Source organism: Streptomyces sp. AHU1 (genome assembly GCF_045343905.1).
In the GTDB taxonomy this organism is placed as follows: domain Bacteria; phylum Actinomycetota; class Actinomycetes; order Streptomycetales; family Streptomycetaceae; genus Streptomyces; species Streptomyces triticiradicis.
The window spans coordinates 8,040,759-8,060,404 of the sequence record NZ_CP174283.1 but is presented as its reverse complement, the minus strand read 5'-3'; the positions used below and the strand labels follow the sequence as shown (position 1 = coordinate 8,060,404).

At 72.2% G+C, this 19,646-nt stretch carries 13 protein-coding genes; 7 read left to right on the top strand and 6 right to left on the bottom strand.

Annotated features, from left to right (window positions below; translation table 11 throughout):
- Nucleotides 1-31 precede the first annotated feature (31 nt).
- Both ACICHK_RS35565 and ACICHK_RS35560 read right to left on the bottom strand, forming a co-directional pair.
- Nucleotides 32-889, bottom strand: a complete 858-nt coding sequence (locus tag ACICHK_RS35565; protein WP_406840138.1) for a GNAT family N-acetyltransferase — start codon at nt 887-889, stop codon at nt 32-34.
- Between the two features lie 256 nt (nt 890-1,145).
- Nucleotides 1,146-1,898: a chaplin gene (locus ACICHK_RS35560; RefSeq protein WP_406840137.1), complete on the bottom strand. Its 753-nt coding sequence runs from the start codon at nt 1,896-1,898 to the stop codon at nt 1,146-1,148.
- Nucleotides 1,899-2,160: 262 nt separating this feature from the next.
- On the opposite strand from ACICHK_RS35560, the gene ACICHK_RS35555 reads away from it, so the two are divergent.
- Both ACICHK_RS35555 and ACICHK_RS35550 read left to right on the top strand, forming a co-directional pair.
- The gene (locus tag ACICHK_RS35555) at nt 2,161-3,738 is read left to right on the top strand and encodes an alpha/beta hydrolase (protein ID WP_406840136.1); all 1,578 of its coding nucleotides are present in this window, start codon (nt 2,161-2,163) and stop codon (nt 3,736-3,738) included.
- 90 nt (nt 3,739-3,828) lie between these two features.
- Entirely contained in the window at nt 3,829-5,310 is a 1,482-nt protein-coding gene (locus tag ACICHK_RS35550) for an FMN-binding glutamate synthase family protein (protein WP_406841403.1), read from the top strand.
- A gap of 30 nt (nt 5,311-5,340) precedes the next feature.
- Here ACICHK_RS35550 and ACICHK_RS35545 read toward each other — a convergent pair whose 3' ends face one another.
- A complete protein-coding gene (locus tag ACICHK_RS35545; RefSeq protein WP_406840135.1) occupies nt 5,341-6,603 on the bottom strand; it encodes an arginine deiminase in 1,263 nt (420 codons plus the stop codon).
- Nucleotides 6,604-6,636: 33 nt separating this feature from the next.
- Nucleotides 6,637-8,052 carry a basic amino acid/polyamine antiporter gene (locus ACICHK_RS35540; protein WP_406840134.1) on the bottom strand — a complete coding sequence of 472 codons (1,416 nt, stop codon included), beginning with the start codon at nt 8,050-8,052 and terminating at the stop codon, nt 6,637-6,639.
- Between the two features lie 202 nt (nt 8,053-8,254).
- Here ACICHK_RS35540 and ACICHK_RS35535 point away from each other — a divergent pair, with 202 nt between their 5' ends.
- A complete protein-coding gene (locus ACICHK_RS35535) occupies nt 8,255-9,268 on the top strand; it encodes a Gfo/Idh/MocA family protein (protein WP_406840133.1) in 1,014 nt (337 codons plus the stop codon).
- 672 nt (nt 9,269-9,940) lie between these two features.
- Complete coding sequence (locus ACICHK_RS35530; RefSeq protein ID WP_406840132.1) at nt 9,941-11,407, top strand: PP2C family protein-serine/threonine phosphatase; 1,467 nt, start codon at nt 9,941-9,943, stop codon at nt 11,405-11,407.
- A gap of 115 nt (nt 11,408-11,522) precedes the next feature.
- On the opposite strand, the gene ACICHK_RS35525 is transcribed toward ACICHK_RS35530, so the two are convergent.
- Nucleotides 11,523-13,025 (bottom strand): hypothetical protein, encoded by a 1,503-nt coding sequence (locus ACICHK_RS35525; RefSeq protein ID WP_406840131.1) that lies wholly within the window; start codon nt 13,023-13,025, stop codon nt 11,523-11,525.
- A 231-nt stretch (nt 13,026-13,256) separates the two neighbouring features.
- Between ACICHK_RS35525 and ACICHK_RS35520 the strand changes: the two genes are divergently transcribed.
- The 3 genes from ACICHK_RS35520 (at nt 13,257) to ACICHK_RS35510 (ending at nt 19,105) form a co-directional block, all read left to right on the top strand.
- Nucleotides 13,257-14,396 (top strand): aminoglycoside phosphotransferase family protein, encoded by a 1,140-nt coding sequence (locus tag ACICHK_RS35520; RefSeq protein WP_406840130.1) that lies wholly within the window; start codon nt 13,257-13,259, stop codon nt 14,394-14,396.
- Nucleotides 14,397-14,659: 263 nt separating this feature from the next.
- Nucleotides 14,660-16,630 carry an N-acetylmuramoyl-L-alanine amidase gene (locus tag ACICHK_RS35515; protein WP_406840129.1) on the top strand — a complete coding sequence of 657 codons (1,971 nt, stop codon included), beginning with the start codon at nt 14,660-14,662 and terminating at the stop codon, nt 16,628-16,630.
- Nucleotides 16,631-16,786: 156 nt separating this feature from the next.
- On the top strand, nt 16,787-19,105 hold the full coding sequence (locus ACICHK_RS35510; RefSeq protein ID WP_406840128.1) for a PAS domain S-box protein: 2,319 nt from the start codon (nt 16,787-16,789) through the stop codon (nt 19,103-19,105).
- 21 nt (nt 19,106-19,126) lie between these two features.
- Here the strand turns inward: ACICHK_RS35510 and ACICHK_RS35505 are convergent, their stop codons facing one another.
- Nucleotides 19,127-19,624 carry a hypothetical protein gene (locus tag ACICHK_RS35505; protein ID WP_103550037.1) on the bottom strand — a complete coding sequence of 166 codons (498 nt, stop codon included), beginning with the start codon at nt 19,622-19,624 and terminating at the stop codon, nt 19,127-19,129.
- Nucleotides 19,625-19,646 lie beyond the last annotated feature (22 nt).

Below are 19,646 nucleotides of genomic sequence, written 5' to 3'. Positions count from 1 at the left end.
CCAGCGCTCCCGTGCGCGACCGCGGGCCGGGTCACCCGAGTTCCAGTGACGTCACCCCGTGGACGCGTTCCCCCGCCGACGCCCTGACCGGCCCGGTGTACATGCGGGCCGTCTCGAAGGAGGGGGCCAGGCCGAGCTTCTCGGCCAGGGCGACGGTCTCCGTGTTCGTCCGGGGCACGTCGATGGCCAGCGCCCTCCCGTCCGCGTCGGCGGCGAGCGCGGCGAACAGGGCGCGGGCGTCGTCGGCGGTGTCGGCGAACAGGGGGCCGATCCGCAGGGAGTCGCGCGCCGGACGGATCACGGCGTATCCGCTCAGCCGGCCGCCGTCGTCGTTCCGGACGAAGGTGCGGTGCCCGGGGGCGGTCAGCCACGACTCCAGGAACACCGGCCGGTCGGCCGGATAGCAGGCGCTGTCGTACGCCGTGATCGCCGCGCGGTCCGCCGGCCCGGCCGCCCGCACCCCCGACGGCTCCTGCCCCACCGGGACCACGCCGGTGAACCGGACGGTCCGGTAGGCGAGTTCGAAACCGGACTTGCGGTAGTTGTCCTGCTGCGCGACCACGCCGTCGAGGCCGACGGTCCGGTCGCCCGCGTGGGCGAGGGCCGTCTCCCAGGTGGCGAGGCCGTATCCGTTGCCGCGCAGATCGGGGCGTACGAGGTAGAAGCCCAGGAAGGCGTAGTCGGGGCTGTAGTTGACCACCGAGATGGCCGAGACCGGCTCCCCGCCGACGCGTCCGATGAAGAAGCCCCCGGGATCCTGGGCGAAGAAGCTCGTGCTGTCGGACAGGCCGGGATTCCATCCCTCGTCCGCCGCCCAGCCGCCGACCACCTTCCAGTCGTCGAGCGTGGCCTGGCTGACGACGAGGCCGTCGGGTCCCGGAGAGGTCATGGGGCACTCCAATGCGTACGGGTCGGGTGTGCGCCGGCGTACGGGCGCGGTGTGCGCCGGCCGTCGCCCGCGCAGCATCCTTGCCGATCTCCGTGCCGATCGCAGCGAGGGGTGCCCGGCGCGGGGAGGGATTCGGCCACTCCGGTACGGGGGCCGGCCCGGCACCGCTCTCCGGGGCCCAGGGGCGGGGCCGGACGGCGGGGAGGCTCCGCCGGTCACCCGTCCGGTGGAGCCTCCCGATCGTGACCGCCGCGGGTCAGCGCACCGCGGCGGGCCGGAAGCGGCGGTACAGGACGGCACCGCCCAGCAGCATCGCCGCGCTCGCCGCGACGGCGGACATCGTGCCGTCCGCACCCGTGTGGGCGAGGGTGGCCGTGGTCCCGCTCTCCGGAAGGCCCCGCTCCGGCGCTTTGGTGCCGGGGGTCACCGTGGACGGGACGGCCGGCCTCGGGGCGGGTTTCGCCGGGTGGTGCGCCCGCACGGGCTCGGCGTCCGAGGTGTTGACCGCCTCGTTCCCCACGGCCGCGTTGCCGACACCGACCGCCGTCACGGAGTTGCCGCTGACGTTGACCGGAAGGTCCACCGGAAGCTGGAGGCCGTTGCCGGAGAGCACACCGGGCGAATCCTCCGCGTCACCGTGCGCGACCGCGCCACCGCCACCGCGGCTGTCGACGCCGCGGTCGGCCGTGCCGCCGCGGCCGGTGGCGCCACCGTGCGCCCCGGATCCCCCGTGCCGCTCACCGCCGGTCACGGCGGCCCCGCCCCCGGCGCCCTGGTTGGCGCAGCGGTTGCCCGCGGCGGGGTTGAGCAGTCCGGCCACGTTCACCGTGTTCCCGCACAGGTTCACGGGAACGTGCACGGGGAGCTGGACCGTGTTGCCGGAGAGCACACCGGGCGAGCCTGCCGCCGCGCCGTCCGCCGCGGAGTCGGCGTGCGCCGGCACGACCGCGGCCAGCGCGCCCGAGGCGGCGGCCGCGGCGATCAGACCATTTCGGGTCACCCGTTTCATACGTTCACTGCCTTCCTGACATGTCGCGGGCACTCGCCCGCATTGCGTAAAACGCCGGTGAACGATCCGAGTTATGGCTTATCCGCCTTTCACCCCATCGAGCGTCACGTATTTCGAACGGCCGCCGCGCCCCGTGGAGGACGCCCGGGCGGGGACACGGGCGCCTCCCGGCCCCGCTCGCCCGGAGGCGTGCCCCCGGGGCCGCGTCTATCGTGATCCGGGAGGTATCGCCGGTCCCCCGCAGGCGACCCTGGAGGCAGGCATGCTGTCCGTGCACCGACGCTTCGCGGTCGTGGGAGCCGCCACCGCGACGCTGACCCTGCTGGCCGCGTCTCTGCCGACGGCGGCCACCGCCGAGGCCGGGCCCGACCTGTCCCGCTTCTACCACCAGAAGATCGCCTGGGCGGCCTGCGAGGGCGACGGCGTGCCCGAGGACCTGCAGTGCGGCAAGATCACCGTCCCGCTGGACTACGCGAGGCCGGACCGCGGCACGCTCGACCTGGCGCTGGCCCGCTACCGGGCGACGGGCCGCTCACGGGGTTCGGTGCTGCTGAACTTCGGCGGGCCGGGCGGCGCGGGCATACCCGGGCTCGCCGCGGGCGGGAAGGACTTCATGGGGCTGACGAACGGCTACGACGTGGTGACCTTCGACCCCCGTGGCGTCGGCCGGTCCTCGCCCGTCAGCTGCGGCGACGCGGCGGACGAACTCTTCGGGGCGACGGCCGCGGACACCGACGTGCAGGCGGCGCTCAAGGCGGTCGAGAAGGCCGCCGACACCTGCGCGAAGCACTCGGGTGCCGTCCTCCCCCACATCGGCACGGTCAACGCCTCCCGCGACCTGGACGTGATGCGCCAGGCGCTCGGCGACAAGAAGCTCAACTACCTCGGATTCTCCTACGGGACACGGCTCGGCGCGGTGTACGCGGCCCAGTTCCCCAAGAAGACGGGACGGATGGTGCTCGACGGTGTCGACACCCTCACCCAGCCGCTCACCGAGCAGGGCCTCAGCGGCGCGGAGGGGCAGCAGACCGCGCTCGACGACTTCATCACCTGGTGCGCGAAGAACATGGCCTGCCCGTTCGGACAGGACGGGCGCAGCGCCGGCGAGCAGGTGGTCCAGCTCGTGAGGTCGCTCGACGCGGAGCCGGTGCCCTCGGACTACGGCCAGGAGTTCACCGGGCAGGACCTGGTGGGGGCGATCAGCCAGGCGCTCTACAGCAAGGCGATGTGGCCCGTCCTCGAACAGGCCCTCGCCCTGCTGGTCCAGGACGGCGACACCCACGGACTCGTCCAGCTGTACGGCGGCGCCTCCCTGCCCGCCACCGCCACACCCGTCCGGCAGCGGCCGGGGGGCGACGGCGGGCTCGTCGACGCCGAGGACGTCCCCCTCGACAACCTCCCCGCCGCCCTGATGGCGATCAACTGCGCCGACGACCCCGACCGGCCCGGCGCCGGCGAGGTGGCCCGGCAGATCGCCGGACTGCGGGCCGCCTACGAGGAGGCGTCGCCCGTCTTCGGCCGGTACCGGCTCGCCCAGGTGCTGATGTGCTACGGCCGCCCGAAGGGCACCGACTACATACGCGAGGAGGTCCGCGACGTTCCCGCCTCGAAGATGCTGCTCGTCGGCACCCGCGGAGACCCGGCGACCCCCTACCGCTGGACCCTGGAGACCGCGAAGCGTCTCGGTCCCTCCGCGGTGGTGCTCGACAACAGGGGCGAGGGGCACACCGGGTACACGTCCTCGAAGTGCGTGCACCGCAAGGTCGACGACTTCCTGCTGTACGGGTCGCTGCCGGCCAGTGGCAGCTCCTGCGGCCCGGAGGGCACGGACTCCTACTGACGACCGCCCCGCGGAGTGGGTGTGCCGGCTCCGCGCGCGTCCCGGTCTGCGCCTTTCGTCCTGATGGGTTTGACTCGTGGTGTGCTCCGGATGCTCCCCCTGCTGCTCGTCGCCCTCGGTGCCGCCGGGGCGCTGCTCCTCACGGGCTCGGTCTCGGCGTGGTGGTGGTGCGCGGCGGGCCCGCTGCTGGCGCTGACCGCGCTCGGCGGCCGGGACCTGGCGCAGCGCCGCGACTCCGTGCTGCGAAACTATCCGCTGACCGGCCGTCCGCCCCTGCTCGTGCACGAGCGGGCCGGGGGAGCCGGGGCCGGGGAGCCCTTCGGCACCGAGCGTGACGTGTACGCGGACGGTCACGAGTACCTGGAGCCGTCCGTGCGCCCGGTCGAGATGCCGGACGAGCCGCCGGTCGTCCGGGTGGGCGGCCCCGATTGCGCGCAGCCCTACGACATGGCCCTCCTGAACGTCTCGGCGATGAGTTTCGGAGCCCTCTCACCGAACGCGGTCCTGGCCCTCAACAGGGGTGCGGCGCTGGGGAGGTTCGCGCACGACACCGGCGAGGGCGGTCTGTCGGACCATCACCTGCGCGGTGGCGGCGATCTGATCTGGGAGATCGGCACGGGGTACTTCGGCTGCCGTACCTCCGAAGGGGGCTTCGAGGCACGGGAGTTCGCGGACAAGGCCGCGCTCCCCGAGGTGAAGTGCGTTTCGCTGAAGCTCTCCCAGGGAGCGGGGCCGGGGACCGGCGGTGTGCTGCCCGGAGCGAAGGTGAACGCGGAGATCGCGCGGGCGCGTGGCGTCCCCGAGGGCCGGACCGTGGTGTCGCCCCCGTGTCACCGGGTGTTCTCGACCCCGAGGGAACTGGTGCGGTTCATCGCGCGGATGCGGGAGCTGGCGGGCGGCAAGCCGACGGGCTTCAAGCTCTGTGTCGGCTCGCGGCGTCAGTTCCTGGCCGTCTGCAAGGCGATGCTCGCCGAGGGGGTGACACCCGACTTCATCGTCGTGGACGGCTCGGAGGGCGGCACGGGGGCGGCGCCCACGGAGTTCGCCGGCACCGTCGGCACGCCGCTGACCGAGGGTCTGATCACGGTGCACAACGCGCTGGTCGGCACCGGGCTGCGCGACCGGGTGCGGATCGGCGCGAGCGGCGGGATCGCGACCGGCTCGGACATCGTCAGACGTCTTCTCCAGGGCGCCGACTACACCAACGCGGCCCGCGCGATGATGTCCGCCGTCGGCTGCGTCCAGGCCCGGCGGTGCCACACGAACACCTGCCCGGCCGGGGTGGCGACCCAGGATCCGCTCCGGGTCCGCGCGCTGGACGTGGCCGACAAGTCCGAGCGGGTGCGGCGCTTCCAGTACGCCACCGTGCGCGGCGCGACGCAGATCATGGCCGCGATGGGCGTACGGGATCCGGGGGAGCTCACGCCCCACCGTCTGCTGCGGCGCGTCGGGCCGACGACGGTGAGGTCGTACGCGGAGCTCTACGAGTGGCTCGCGCCCGGGGTGCTGCTCGCCGAGCCGCCCCCGGCCTGGGCCGCGGACTGGGCCGCGGCCGATCCGGACTCGTTCTGAGCGGCCGGCCGGCGGGTCCGGCGCCGGGGGTCAGAAGTCGACGGGGTCGCGCACGATGGGGCAGGTCATGCAGTGGCCGCCGCCGCGCCCCCGCCCCAGCTCGGAGCCGACGATGGTGATGACCTCGATGCCGGCCCTGCGCAGCAGCGTGTTGGTCTGGGTGTTGCGGTCGTAGGTGAACACCACGCCGGGCTCCAGGGCGACGGCGTTGTTGCCGCTGTCCCACTGCTGGCGCTCGGAGGCGTACACGTCGCCGCCGGTCTCGACGATCCGCAGTCCGGACAGTCCCAGCGCCTCGGCGACGACGTCGGTGAACGCGCGTGAGCCCTCGTCGGTGATCTCGACGCCGGGTGCCTTGTCGCCCGGCCGCAGGGAGAACGTGTGCACCGAGTCCATGATGGCCGGGTACAGGGTGACGAGGTCGCGGTCGGCGAAGGTGAAGACGGTGTCGAGGTGCATCGCGGAGCGCAGTTTCGGCATGCCCGCGACGATGACGTGCTCGGCCGCGCCGCCCTGGAACAGAGCGGCCGCGACCTGGCTGATGGCCTGCCGCGAGGTGCGCTCGCTCATGCCCATGAGGACGACGCCGTTGCCGACCGGCATGATGTCGCCGCCCTCGAACGTGGCCTGGCCCCAGGTGAGTTCGGGGTCGCCCCACCACACCTTGGAGCCCGCGAAGTCGGGATGGAAGGAGTAGACCGCCTTCATCAGGAGCGTCTCGTCGTGCCGGGCCGGCCAGTAGAGCGGGTTGAGGGTCAGCCCGCCGTAGAGCCAGCACGTGGTGTCGCGGGTGTAGAGGGTGTTGGGCAGCGGCGGCATGAGGTATTCGCGCACGCCGGTCGACTCGCGGGCCAGGGAGAGGTAGCCGGTGCGGAACTCGTCGGGCAGGTCGGCGGTGGAGAGTCCGCCGATCAGGTACTCGGCGAGGACGGCGGGTTCGAGGGTCTCCAGGAAGGCCCGCGTGCCGTCGACGAGTCCGAGCCCGACCTCGTTCGCGGTGATCTTCCGGTCGAGGAGCCAGTCCTTCGCCTCGGGCAGGGCCATGGTCTGCGCGAGCAGGTCGTGCAGTTCCACGACCTCCACCCCGCGTCCGCGCAGCTCGTCGACGAAGTCGGCGTGGTCGCGCTGGGCGTTCTCCACCCACATCACGTCGTCGAAGAGCAGGTCGGCGGCGTTGGTGGGGGTGAGCCGGCGGTGGGCGAGACCGGGTGCGCAGACCAGCACCTTGCGCAGCCTGCCGACCTCGGAGTGGACGCCGTACGCCGGACGGCCGGTGGTGTCTCGACTGGTCATGGTGTGCCTTTCTCCGGGCCGGGGGCCGACGGGTCACAGACTGATCCAGCCCAGCGCCAGGGCGACGATCCCGGTGACGGCACCGGCGACCGAGACGACGAGGATGACCAGTTCGCGGGGCGAGAACGGCGTCCTGCCCTGCTCGCGGCGCGCCATCACGAACAGCACCGTGGCGGGCGCGTAGATGATGAAGGAGACGAGGAGGTACTTCAGCCCGGCCGCGTAGAGCAGGAAGGCCGTGTACACGGTGGCGAGGGCGGCGACGACGAGGTCGCCGCCGAACCGGTGCCGGGCGATCTTCAGGGCGAAGGCCGCCGCCAGCAGGAACGGGATCAGTGTCAGGGCGCTGGTCAGGTCGAGCGCGAAGTTGAAGGCGTCGTCCGAGAAGAGGGTGACGACCAGGACCGCCTGGGTGAGCAGGGTGCTCAGCAGCAGCGCGGGGGCCGGCACGTCGGCGCGTGTGGAGCGGGCCAGGAAGCGGGGCATGTCCTCGTCCTTGGCCGCGACGAACAGCACTTCGGCCGCCATCAGCGTCCAGGCGAGGTAGGCGCCGAGGACCGAGACGATGAGGCCGACGCTGACGAAGACCTGGCCCCAGTTGCCGACGGCGCTCTCCAGGACCCCGGCCATGGACGGCTGTCTGAGCTCGGCGATCTCCTCCGTGGGCAGCAGCCCGTACGACACGATCGTGACCGAGGCGAAGACGGCGAACACGCTGAGGAAGCCGAGGACGGTGGCCCGGCCGACGTCCTCGCGGCGCTTGGCGTGCCGGGAGTAGACGCTCGCCCCCTCGACGCCGAGGAACACGAAGACGGTGGCCAGCATGGTGCCCTTGACCTGCTCGAACAGTGAACCGTAGGCGGCGCCGCTCCAGTTCTCGGCGAAGACGTCGGGCTTCAGGTAGAAGAGCGCCAGTACGACGAAGACGAGGATCGGGACGACCTTGGCCACGGTGACGATCCGGTTGATGGCCGCCGCCTCCTTCACCCCGCGCCGGATGAGGAAGAAGAAGGCCCACAGGCCGACCGAGGAGAGCACGACCGCGAGGACGGTGTCCCCGTCGCCGAGCGCGGGCGCGACGGCCCCGATCGTCGACATGATGAGCACCCAGTAGGTCACGTTGCCGACGCAGGCGCTGGCCCAGTAGCCGAAGGCCGAGAAGAACCCGAGGTACTCGCCGAAGCCCGCCTTGGCGTAGGCGTAGACGCCCGCGTCGAGGTCGGGCCTGGCGATCGCGAGCCGCTGGAAGACGAAGGCGAGCATCAGCATGCCGGTACCGGCGACGGCCCAGGCGATCAGCGCGCCCGCCACACCCGTCTCCTCGGCGAACCGCCGCGGGAGGGAGAACACCCCGGCGCCGACCATGGAGCCGACGACCATCATGGAGAGGGTGATCAGGGTCAGCTTGGCGGCCGGTGCGGCCTCGGGTTCGGTGTCGGCCTGCGTCATGGGCGTCCTGCGGAGTGGGCATCGTCGTGCGCGACCACGATGCGGGCAACGTCATCTGGCGACCTGAGCGACATTAACAACCAAATGCCTCGAATGCCCGGAGCGGGTGGCCATCAGGGTACTGCGCCATCGATCTTCGCGGCCGACAATCGGACCACCGGGACGGAACGGCCCGGGCAGTCGTCGGAGAGGTGCGCACCGCGTGAGTGAGCTGTTGGGTGTGGCGGTACTGGGTGCCGGACACATGGGAGCCGACCATGTACGCCGCTTGGACCGGGTGGTGAGCGGTGCCAGGGTCGCCGCCGTGGCGGATCCCGACACCGGTCGCGCCGAGGAGGCCGTGGCCGGCGTCGACGGTGCCTCGGTCCACGCCGAGGCGGCCGCCGCGCTCGACGCGCCCGGGGTGGAGGCCGTGCTGATCGCCTCCCCCGGTCCCGCGCACGAGGAGGCCCTGCTCGAGGCCTTCGCCCGGGGCCTGCCGGTGCTGTGCGAGAAGCCGCTGGTCCCGGAGTCGGCCGGGGCGCTGCGGGTGATGGAGGCGGAGGTGCGGCTCGGGCGGCGGCTGGCGCAGGTCGGGTTCATGCGCCGGTACGACGCCGAGTACCTGCGGCTGAAGTCCCTGCTGGACGGCGGCCGGCTGGGCCGCCCGCTGATGCTGCACTGCACGCACCGCAACGTCTTCTCGCCGCCGGACTTCACCTCGGCGATGCTGGTCAACAGCTCCGTCTCGCACGAGATCGACGCGGCGCGCTGGCTGCTGGGGCAGGAGCTCACGGCGGTGACGGTGCTGCGCCCCCGGTCGTCCTCGTCCGCGCCCGAGGGGCTGGTCGACCCTCAGTTCGTCCTGTTCGAGACGGCCGGTGGCGCCCTGGTCGACGTCGAGGTCTTCGTGAACTGCGGGTTCGGCTACCAGGTGGCGTGCGAGGCGGTGTGCGAGGCCGGGAGCGCGCGGATCGGGGACGAGCGCTCCCTGGCCGTGACGACGGCGGACGGACGGCACGAGGAGGTGGCGCGGGACTATCTCGTGCGCTTCGCCGACGCCTACGACCGTGAGGTGCAGGCCTGGGTGGACGCCACCCGGGCCGGCCGGGTCACCGGGCCCGGGGTCTGGGACGGGTACGCAGCGTCCGCCGTCGCCGAGGCGGGAGTCCGGGCGCTGGAGAGCGGCGGCCGGGTGGCCGTCGAACTCGTCCCGCGCCCGGACCTCTACGCCTGACCGGTCCACCGGAGGGCGGCGGTCGCGCGTCTCCCGGCGAGCCGCCCCACGGAGCCGGCCCGCCACCTCGATGCCGAGGCTGCCGTTGCCGTAGGGCGGCCTGCCGTTGTCCCCGGGCACGACCGGGCCGTCCCTCAGAGCGGCGACGGGAGAACCGATGGTGTTGTGGGGATCACGCCCCAGTTCTCCGAGCGCGCCACCCGGTTGTCGCGGTCCGCGGCGGCGGACACCGTCCCCGGGACGGTCGAGGCGACGATCGTGGCGACCGCTCGCCGCGTCCGCGACGGGCCCTGCCGGTCCGCACGACACGTCCCGCGCGGGTACGCCGGGAGGCGAAGGCGGCGGCGCGCCGGGGCGGCCCGGAGGAGCGGACTTCGCGCGCCCCTGTGAACACCTTCCGGACACTCGCACAAACGCCCTTCGAACAGCAGGATGAAAGCCCGGTCCGGAACCGTCCATGACCCTCAACTCGCGTACGTTATCTACGACTTGAACCCTCCCGACGACTACCGCATCGGGACCGGTCACCCACTCCGGGAGGACTGCGGCATATACCAGAAGCACGACCGTATCGGGTGTTGCCAAATCCCTTACAGCGCGTCGCGGGCTGTGCGACAGTCGTAGCGGTCCTTCCGTCACCCAGGTCGTACCGTCCCCGCATCGGAGTACGTCATGCCACCCCATCTCTCTGCGGACCGCCCAGCCGCCCAGCCGCCCAGCCGCGGCACGGTCGACGCGCTCATCTCGCAGACGCGGCGCCTGCGCGGCGAGGTGGACGCCGTACGGCGTGAGGCACCCGCCGACGAAGGGGACGCGCAGGGACGCTGGCAGCGCGCGCTGTGCAACCTGGCACTGCACCAGCTGAACGACCTGGACGCGCACCTGGCCCAGTTGCGGGACGGACCGCCGGCCGTGCCCGTCCAGCCCCAGGCCGCCCCCGCGGCCCGGACCGCGCCGGCCGCGTCCCGGCACGGCTCGCTGCTGAGCCGGGTCGGCAGCGCCGAGTGGAACCTGCTGACGGACGAGGCCAGTTGGTCCGGCGAGTTCTACCAGATCCTGGGCCGCGACGCCGCCGCTCCCCCGCTCACCCTGGACGAACTGCCCTCACTGGTCCTCGACGAGGACCGGCCGATGCTGACGGCGATGGTCACCGACTGCCTCATCGACGCCAAGCCCATCGACGGGGAGTTCCGCATCAAGCGCCCCGACGGCGGGGTGCGGACCGTACACATGATGGGTGAGCCCGTACTCGACCCCGACGGCAGCACCGCCTCGATGTGGGCCGTGCTGCGCGATGTCAGCGAACTGCGCCGCAGCCAGCGGACCGTGGGCGAGACCGGCGAATCCCTCCAGCGCCAGCAGCACGTCGCACGGACCGAGCGCCGGCTCGCGGTCGAACTCCAGGAGGCCGTGCTGCCTCCCTGGCGCGGCTCCCTGCGCTTCCCGCGCGAGGGCCCCCGGGCGCTGGACGTGGCGGCCCACTACCTGCCGTCGTCGAGCAGCGCGCTGATCGGCGGCAACTGGTACGACGCGCTCGAACTCCCCGACGGGGAGACCCTGCTGAGCGTCGGCGACCTCACCGGTCACGGAGTGACCGTGACCTCGGGAGTGGCGATGCTGCTCGGCGCGCTGCGCGGCATGGCGGTGGCGGGCACCCGGCCGGGGCAACTCCTCTCCTGGCTCAATCAGTTGATCGACTCCACCGTCCAGCCCGCCCTGGGCAGTGCCGTCTGCTGCCGTTACCTCCCAAAGACCCGCACCCTCAGCTGGGCACAGGCGGGACACCCCGCCCCGCTGCTGTTCCGCGACGGGACGGGGCGTGCGCTGGCCGCGCCGGACGGCGTACTGCTCGGGGTCACCTCCGGTGCCGTCTACGGGCAGGCCGAGGAGAGCCTCCGCGTGGGCGACCTGCTGCTCCTGCACACCGGAGGGCTGGTCCCCCGGCGGTCGAAGGCCCCGCTTCCCGGCGAAGCCGAGGACCGGGGAGAAACAGCGGCCGTCCGGAGGCTGCTCGGCCTGGCCCCACGCTTCGGCGAGGCCCGTACGGCCCAGGACTGCATCCGGATGGTCGTCGAGGAATACGGCGGAACCGAGCGCGAGGACGACGCCTGTGTGCTCATGGTCCGGATCGGGTCCTGACGTCGAGGACGACGGGGACACCGGGAGCGGCTGACGTCGTTGCCGGCCGAGCCGTCGCGACGCGAACCGCGCCGAACACCCGCCGTGCACGAGGCGCCGAGGGCGCCACGTCCCCCTAGACCCGCGTGCTGCTGCCGTGCCTGGGCTTGAGCGCCCCCTTCGGCAGCGCGAGTTTGATCTCCTCACGCAGATCGCTGATCTTCGGATAGCTGGAATACTGCCCCGTGAGCCGGTACATCTCGCGCAGCCGGTCCCAGGTGCGATGGGAGGAGTTGGCGCCCATCGACGTCAGGGCCAGCCGCGCGTAGCGGTCGGCCTGTTCGGGATCGTCGGCGATGAAGCAGGCCGACGCGAGCGAGATGTGGTCGAAGATCTTCGACCGGTCCCGCCCCGACTCCCGCAGCTTCAGCGCCTCCTTGGCGTGCCGTTGGGCGGTCGCCGCGGCGGCCGGCTCGTGCTCGGCGAGGGTGCGGTAGGCGAGCGCCTGCATGCCGTGCATGTCGGCCTCGTCGAACAACTGCATCCAGCTGGGCGGCGGTACGTCACCGCGGTCGGAGACGAACAGGTCCTCCGCCATGCCCAGGGTCCGCCGCATGGCCTGGCCCCTGCCCATGGACGCCTGTGCCCAGGCCTCGATGGTGTGCAGCATCGCCTGGGTGCGGGGCAGCACCTCGTCACCCGAACCGGACTTGGCGAGCTTCATGAGGTCGAGCGCGTCGTCGGGCCGGCCCAGGTGCACCATCTGGCGGGCCGCCCGTGAGAGCGCCTCCCCCGCGCGGGGCCGGTCGCCGCCCTCCCGGGCCGCGTGGGCGGCGATGACGAAGTACTTCTGGGCCGTGGGCTCCAGGCCGACGTCGTGCGACATCCAGCCCGCGAGGACGGCGAGATTGGCGGCGACGCCCCACAGGCGCCGCTGGAGATGGTCGGGATGCCGGTAGGAGAGCATGCCTCCCACTTCGTTGAGCTGGCCCACCACGGCCTTGCGTTGCAGCCCGCCGCCACGGGACGCGTCCCAGGCCCGGAACACCTCGACGGAGCGCTCCAGTTCCTCGATCTCCTGCGACCCGATGGGGGCGGCCTCGTAACGGTCGAACCCGGCGGGGTCGGCGTGCAGGGGGTCTTCGAACTGCGGAGCGTCGGCCGTCAGGGCCGGATCGGTTTGCAGCCAGTCTCGCATGGCAGTGCTGAGTGCGGATCCCGCGGCGAGCGCGGCACCCGCGCCCACCAAGCCGCGTCGGTTGAGCATGAGGTCCATTCCCGTGAATTCGGTGAGGACCGCGGCAGTCCGCTCGGGCGCCCACGGCACTCCGTCGGGATGTTCCGCACTCCCGGCGGCGCCTTGCCGTTTCCCCGTACGCCCGTGCCTGACCAGACCGAGGTCCTCGATGGTCACGACACGGCCGAGACGCTCGGTGAACAGAGCCGCCAGCACCCGCGGCACCGGATCGCGCGGGATCTCTCCCATGTCGATCCACCGCCGCACCCGTGAGGTGTCGGTCGCCAGCTGGGGGTGGCCCATGGCCCCCGCCTGCCGGTTGACCAGCCTCGCGAGCTCACCCTTGGACCAGCCGGCCAGGCCGAACAGGTCCGACAGACGAGTGTTGGGTTGTCCGTTCACGTCAAGCCCCCAGGTTCTCGGCTGATTTCGACAGTAACCGCCTGTCAGTTGCTGAGCGACTATTCGCCAGGGTTCGCCAGGGTGCGCCAGATGGTGTGCCAGTGGGCGTCGGGTGTCAGGTAGGAACGCGCCACCCCGACCCGGTTGCCAGGGACATTCCCCAGGATGAACCAGGCGGCCGGGGCGGGCAGCGCGGCAACTAGCAGGCACACGAAGGGATCTGTTTCGCCCATGTACACAGCATCGTCCTCCGTGTCCGCTCCGCCCCGGTCGTTGCACCCCCGCCCGGTGGGCAGCGGCCCCTACCTCGACCCCGCGCGTCAGGCGGCCCCCGTGCTCGGTGCCGGCCGGACGCGGCGCGTGCCGGGGATCGGCACCCAACCGCTCAGCGGGAGACTCGACTTGTCCGGCCCTCAGGGCGCCCAGCTGCGCACGGCGATCGCGTCGGTGCACCGGATCTGTCCGGAGTTCGCTCCGGTCCAGGTGCTGCGCCGCAGCGGACGCTCCGTGCTCCTCGTCGGCACGACGGGACGCAGCACGGCCGTCGCCAAGTGTTTACTGGACCACTCCCCCGTCTGGGCCGAGCGGATCAGGCACGAAATAGCTGCATACCGTCTGTTCGTCCGGCACCGCCCGCCTGTTCGGGTGCCCCGGCTGATCGCGGCGGATCCGGACAACTGCACACTGGTGATCGAGCGCATGCCGGGCCGGGTGGCCGCGCTCCAGCGCCACCCGCTCGAGGCGCCGCCCCGCGCGGACATCCGCGCCGCGCTGGGCGCCATCTGCCGGCTGAACGCCTGGCGGCCGCCGGCCGGGACCTTCGACGCCCCGCTGGACTACGCGGAACGGATCTCCCGCTTCCATGAGCTGGGGCTGCTCACCGACCGGGACATGGGCGATCTGCAGAAGCTGGTGCACGGCATCGCGACGACCTCCGGCCGCCAGGGCATGGGCCAGTTCTGCCACGGCGACGCCCTCCTGTCGAACGTCCTCCTGTCACCGGCCGGTCCAGTGCTGGTGGACTGGGAGCACGCCGGCTGGTACCTGCCGGGCTACGACCTGGCGACCCTGTGGACGGTCCTCGGCGACGCCCCGGTGACGCGCCGCCAGATCAGCCAGCTCGCGCAGTCGGCGGGACCGGCGGCACGGGACGCCTTCCTGGTGAACCTGATGATCGTCCTGACCCGCGAGATCCGTACGTACGAGACGGCCGTGCAGCGTTCCCTGCACGAGGCGCCCCCGGCGGCAGCGGGCCCGGCGCACCCGGCTGCCGTGCCCTCCGGCGAGGAGCAGCGGCTGCTGCTGCGGCGGCTGCACGACGACTGCCAGCTGGCCCGGCGGGCCGTACGCGCGGCGGTCGGCACTCGCTGAAGAGGGAGGGAGGTCCGCGGTGGCACCGGAGCACCGGCCCACCGCGGACCTCCCTCGCGCACGACCCGCCGTTCGGGGCATTGGTCCACGCCACTGACGCCCCGCAGGCCGGGGGGCCACCGCCACGAAATCCCCCTCACCCCACGCTGACATGGGAAATCGCCTCCTCCTGAGCATGATTGACGGATCGTCGGGGAGCCGGTAGCACTGACGCGTTCGGCTCTCGCACGCCCCACCGCGCCCGACCGTCCCAGGAGGCTGCATTGCACCGGTCCGCCACCGAACCCGAAGGCACCACCAGGCGCAGACGCGCGCGCAGGTCCGCGGGAGCCGTCGCCTCGGCGGCGCTGCTGCTGCCGCTGCTCGGCGCGGCTCCGTCGAGTTCCGCCGAAGAGGCGCCCGCGACCGAGCTGCAGCGGGCCTTCGCCACCGCGTCCGCCGAGTACCACGTCCCGCAGGACGTGCTGCTCGCCGTCTCCTATCTGCAGTCCCGCTGGGACACGCACGCCGGCGCCCCGAGCGTCACCGGGGGCTACGGCCCCATGCACCTGACCGACGCCCGAACGGCGATCGCCGCGGCCCCGCACCACAGCGAGGGCACGGAGGACGCCCGCGGCGACAGCTCGCGCCGCGCCCTTCTGCCCGACGCGCGGGTGCCCGCGGACTCCCGGCTGCCGGCGCGGCTCAAGACCCTGACGAAGGCCGCCGGCCTCACCGGTCTGCCCGTGGAGCGGCTGCGCACCGACGCGGCGGCGAACATCGAGGGCGGTGCCGCCCTCCTGGCCGCCGCCCAGCGCGACCTCGGCGAGCCGCTGAGCTCCGACGCCTCCGACTGGTACGCGGCGGTGGCGCGCTTCTCGGGAGCGGACGACAGCGCCACCGCGGCGGCCTACGCGGACGACGCCTACGCCGTCATGCGCACGGGCGAGCGGCGCACCACGGACACCGGCCAGCGGGTGGCGCTCGCCGCGCGGCCCGGACTGGAGCCCGACACCGCGCAGCTCGGCCGCGCGGGACTGCGGACCGCCTCCGCCGACGGCACGGAGTGCCCGCGGACCGTGTCCTGCGAGTGGATCCCCGCCCCGTACGCGGAGTTCGGCGACGGCGACTACGGCAACCACGACCTGGGCGACCGGCCCGCCTCGCAGAGCATCAAGTACATCGTCATCCATGACACGGAAGGCACCTGGGACGGTGTGCTGAACCTCGTCCAGGACCCGACCTATGTGTCGTGGAACTACACCCTGCGCTCGACGGACGGGCACATCGCCCAGCACGTGAAGGCCAAGGACGTGGCCTGGCACGCGGGCAACTGGTACATCAACGCGAAGTCGATCGGCCTGGAGCACGAGGGCTTCCTGACCGCGCCCGACACCTGGTACACCGAGGAGATGTACCGGGCCTCCGCCCGCCTGGTGCGCTACCTCGCCCGGAAGTACGACATCCCGCTGGACCGGCAGCACATCCTCGGGCACGACAACGTACCCGGCCCCACGGCCTCCACCATCCCGGGCATGCACACGGACCCGGGCCCGTACTGGGACTGGCGGCACTACTTCGCCCTCCTCGGACACCCCTTCCGCCCCACGTTCGGCAAGGGCTCCGAGCTGGTGACCGTCCTGCCCGACTACGACGCCAACCAGCCGCTGTACACGGGCTGCACCGCCAAGGGCGAGCCCTGCGCCGCGCACGGTTCCAGCGAGGTGCGCCTCTACTCCCAGCCGGACGAGAGCTCGCCGCTGATCCAGGACATCGGCCTGTACCCGAAGGGCGACCCCTCGACGACCGGTGTGAACGACGTCGCCTCACGCGTCTCGACCGGCCAGCGGTACGCGCTCGCCGGAAGGGACGGCGACTGGACGGCGATCTGGTACCTGGGCCAGAAGGCCTGGTTCAAGAACCCGCGCAAGCAGCCGACCGCGGTGCGGGCGTCGGGGCCGGCCGTGACGCCCAAGGAGGGTCTGGCGGAGATCCCCGTGTACGGCAGGGCGTACCCGGAGAAGGAGGCGTACCCGGCGGGCGTGCCCGTCCAGGCCGTGTCGCCCCTGCCGTACAAGATCCTCGCCGGCCAGCGCTACGCGGCCGGTGACAAGGTGCCCGGCGAGTACTTCTACGCGCCGACCTTCGACACGACGCCGCACCGGGTCGTGATCGGCACGGACATGTACTACGAGATCCAGTTCGGGCACCGGGTGCAGTTCGTGCGGGCGGCGGACGTGGACCTGATCCCGTAGACCGCCGAAGACAATCACACCGGCAACCGGCCAGGGAAAGCGCCGACGAGGACAGGTTCGGCCGCGGTCGGAACAGTTAACGACATGTAACCGCGCGCCCGCTCTCCGTACGCTCTGATGGGCCGTTCACAGAACACGGCACACCCTGGGGCAGGCATGGGCAACTTCGTCGAAGAGACTTCACCGCGGCCGGCCGGTGCGGCGGTCCCCCAGCGATGCGCGTGCGGTGGTGAACCGCGCAACGACGCGCCGGCGGGGGCCGAGGAAAGGTTTCGGGGTCTGCTGGAGGCGGCACCCGACGCCATGGTCATCGTCGACGACACCGGCACCATCAAACTCGTCAACGCCCAGACCGAAGCCCTCTTCGGCTACACCCGCGATGAGCTCCTCGGCCGCCCCGTCGAGCTCCTCGTGCCCGACCGCTTCCGCGCCCACCACCACCATCACCGCAAGGGCTACTCGGACAACCGCCAGGTCCGCCCGATGGGCGCGGGACTCGAACTGCACGGACTGCGCAAGGACGGCACCGAGTTCCCCGTCGAGATCAGCCTCAGCCCGCTGGAGACCACCGACGGACTGCTCGTCTCCGCCGCCGTCCGCGACGTCAGTGACCGCAAAGCCGCTGAGGAAAGGTTTCGGGGTCTGCTGGAGGCGGCACCCGACGCCATGGTCATCGTCGACGACACCGGCACCATCAAACTCGTCAACGCCCAGACCGAAGCCCTCTTCGGCTACCAGCGCAAGGAACTCCTCGGCCGACCCGTCGAGCTCCTCGTGCCCGACCGCTTCCGCGCCCACCACCACCATCACCGCAAGGGCTACTCGGACAACCGCCAGGTCCGCCCGATGGGCGCGGGACTCGAACTGCACGGACTGCGCAAGGACGGCACCGAGTTCCCCGTCGAGATCAGCCTCAGCCCGCTGGAGACCACCGACGGACTGCTCGTCTCCGCCGCCGTCCGCGACGTCAGCGAGCGCAGGCGCGCCGAGGCCCGGATCAACGAACTGGCCGGTCTCGTGGAGTCCTCCCAGGACGCGATCCTGGCCAAGACCCTGGACGGTCACATCACCTACTGGAACGCGGCGGCGCAGCGGCTGTACGGCTACTCGCGGGCCGAGGTGATGGGCAAGCACGTGTCCCTCCTCGCGACCGCGGAGCGGCGGAGCGAGATCGACACGCTCCTGGACCGGCTGCGCAGCGGCGAGAAGGTCGAGCACTTCGAGACCCTGCGGCTGACCCGCTCGGGCGCCCTGCTGGACGTGGACATCACGCTGTGGCCCACCCGGGACGCGGACGGCACGGTGATCGGCGCGTGCGCGATCGTCCGGGACATCAGCGACCGCAAGAGGGCCGAGGCGGAGCTGACCTTCCTGTACGAGCAGCAGCGGCACATCGCGCTGACCCTCCAGCGCAGCCTCATGGGCACCCCGCCCGCCATCCCCGGTCTGAACACGGCGAGCCGCTACCGGCCCGCCACGCAGGGAGCGGGAGTGGGCGGTGACTGGTTCGACCTGATCCCGCTGGGAGCGGGCCGGGTCGGGGTGCTGATCGGCGATGTGATGGGCCGCGGCCTGGACGCCGCCGCCGTGATGGGCCAACTGCGGTCGGCCGCGCACGCCCTGGCCAAGACCGGTATGCAGCCCCGCCAGTTGATGCAGGCCCTGGAGGCCGTCGTCGGCGATCTGGACGTGCCCGACCAGCTCGTGACCTGCTGCTATCTGGTCATCTCCGCCGACGCGGGCGAGGTGACGGTCTGCTCGGCCGGGCATCTGCCGACCCTGGTGGCCACGCCCGGCGCCGGTGCCCGGCCGCTCCCCGCGCCGGTGAACGCACCGCTCGGCGTCGGGGGCATCCTCTACGAGCAGGCGACCTCGTTGATCCCGCCCGGGGCGACGCTCGTCCTGTACACCGACGGTCTGATCGAGACGCCCGGCAGTGACATCGAGGACCAGCTCACCGCGCTCACGGCCACCCTCGCGGACCTGTTCGCCGCCGCGCCCGATCTGGAGGACGCCGCCGACCACGTGCTGTCCGCCCTGCTGCCGGACAACGACGGGCACAACGACGACGTCACACTGCTGCTCACCCGGCTCCCCGACGGGCCCCTGGCGACCGTCAACACCGACCTGCCCGCGGTGCCCGAATCGGTTCCGGAGGGCCGCGCCTTCCTCTGCAAGGCGCTGACGGCCTGGGACTGCGCTCCCGCCGCGGACGACGCCCGGCTCCTGCTCTCCGAGATCCTCACCAACGCCGTGCAGCACGCCCAGGGGCCCATCGGCCTGCACCTGTGCCGCACCGCGACCGACCTGACCGTGGAGGTCAGCGATCGCAGCCCGCATCTGCCGCAGCCCCGGACGGCCGGCGAGGACGAGGAGTCGGGGCGGGGGCTGATCCTGGTCCGCTCGCTCGCCGACAACTGGGGCGTACGTCCCACCGACGCGGGCAAGACCACCTGGTTCACCCTCAAACTGTGAGCCCGGGCGGTGAGTTCGGGCTCAGCCCTGCTGGAAGAGCTCCGCCGGGAGCGGCTTCAGGAGCGCGTACAGGTCGTCCGTGATCGGACGGTCCCAGGCGGCGATCGTCACCAGGACGTTGTCGCTGCGGTCGAACTGGACGCAGGAGATACGGGTCTCGGAGAGCTTCAGCCGGCGCACGATCATGAGGTTGTCGCCCTGCATCACCGGCATGTCCTCGGTCCCGGTGACGGTCACCTCCTCGTGGTTCTCCAGCGCGATCAGCAGCTGGGCCACCTCGAAGGGGACCTCGCCCTCGGCGACGTCCCGGGCCTGGGAACCCTCGGGCAGATTGCCGATGATCATCGCGGGACCGCGGCCGCCGAACAGGTCGTAGCGCAGGAAGACGCCCTGGCAGGTGCCGTCGGGCGCGGGCAGCAGGCCCGCGCCGAGATTGCCGGGCCAGTCGCCCGGGTCCATGGCCAGAACATCGAAGTCGGGCCCGGCGGGCGTGGCGCTGCGGCGGCGGAGGAAGGACATGCCGCAATGGTACGTGCACGGG

Coding starts and splice junctions, on each gene's coding strand:
- ACICHK_RS35530 (WP_406840132.1), top strand. CDS start 9,941: ATGCCACCCCATCTCTCTGCGGACCGCCCAGCCGCCCAGCCGCCCAGC.
- ACICHK_RS35555 (WP_406840136.1), top strand. CDS start 2,161: ATGCTGTCCGTGCACCGACGCTTCGCGGTCGTGGGAGCCGCCACCGCG.
- ACICHK_RS35505 (WP_103550037.1), bottom strand. CDS start 19,624: ATGTCCTTCCTCCGCCGCCGCAGCGCCACGCCCGCCGGGCCCGACTTC.
- ACICHK_RS35560 (WP_406840137.1), bottom strand. CDS start 1,898: ATGAAACGGGTGACCCGAAATGGTCTGATCGCCGCGGCCGCCGCCTCG.
- ACICHK_RS35545 (WP_406840135.1), bottom strand. CDS start 6,603: ATGACCAGTCGAGACACCACCGGCCGTCCGGCGTACGGCGTCCACTCC.
- ACICHK_RS35540 (WP_406840134.1), bottom strand. CDS start 8,052: ATGACGCAGGCCGACACCGAACCCGAGGCCGCACCGGCCGCCAAGCTG.
- ACICHK_RS35550 (WP_406841403.1), top strand. CDS start 3,829: ATGCTCCCCCTGCTGCTCGTCGCCCTCGGTGCCGCCGGGGCGCTGCTC.
- ACICHK_RS35520 (WP_406840130.1), top strand. CDS start 13,257: ATGTACACAGCATCGTCCTCCGTGTCCGCTCCGCCCCGGTCGTTGCAC.
- ACICHK_RS35565 (WP_406840138.1), bottom strand. CDS start 889: ATGACCTCTCCGGGACCCGACGGCCTCGTCGTCAGCCAGGCCACGCTC.
- ACICHK_RS35510 (WP_406840128.1), top strand. CDS start 16,787: ATGGGCAACTTCGTCGAAGAGACTTCACCGCGGCCGGCCGGTGCGGCG.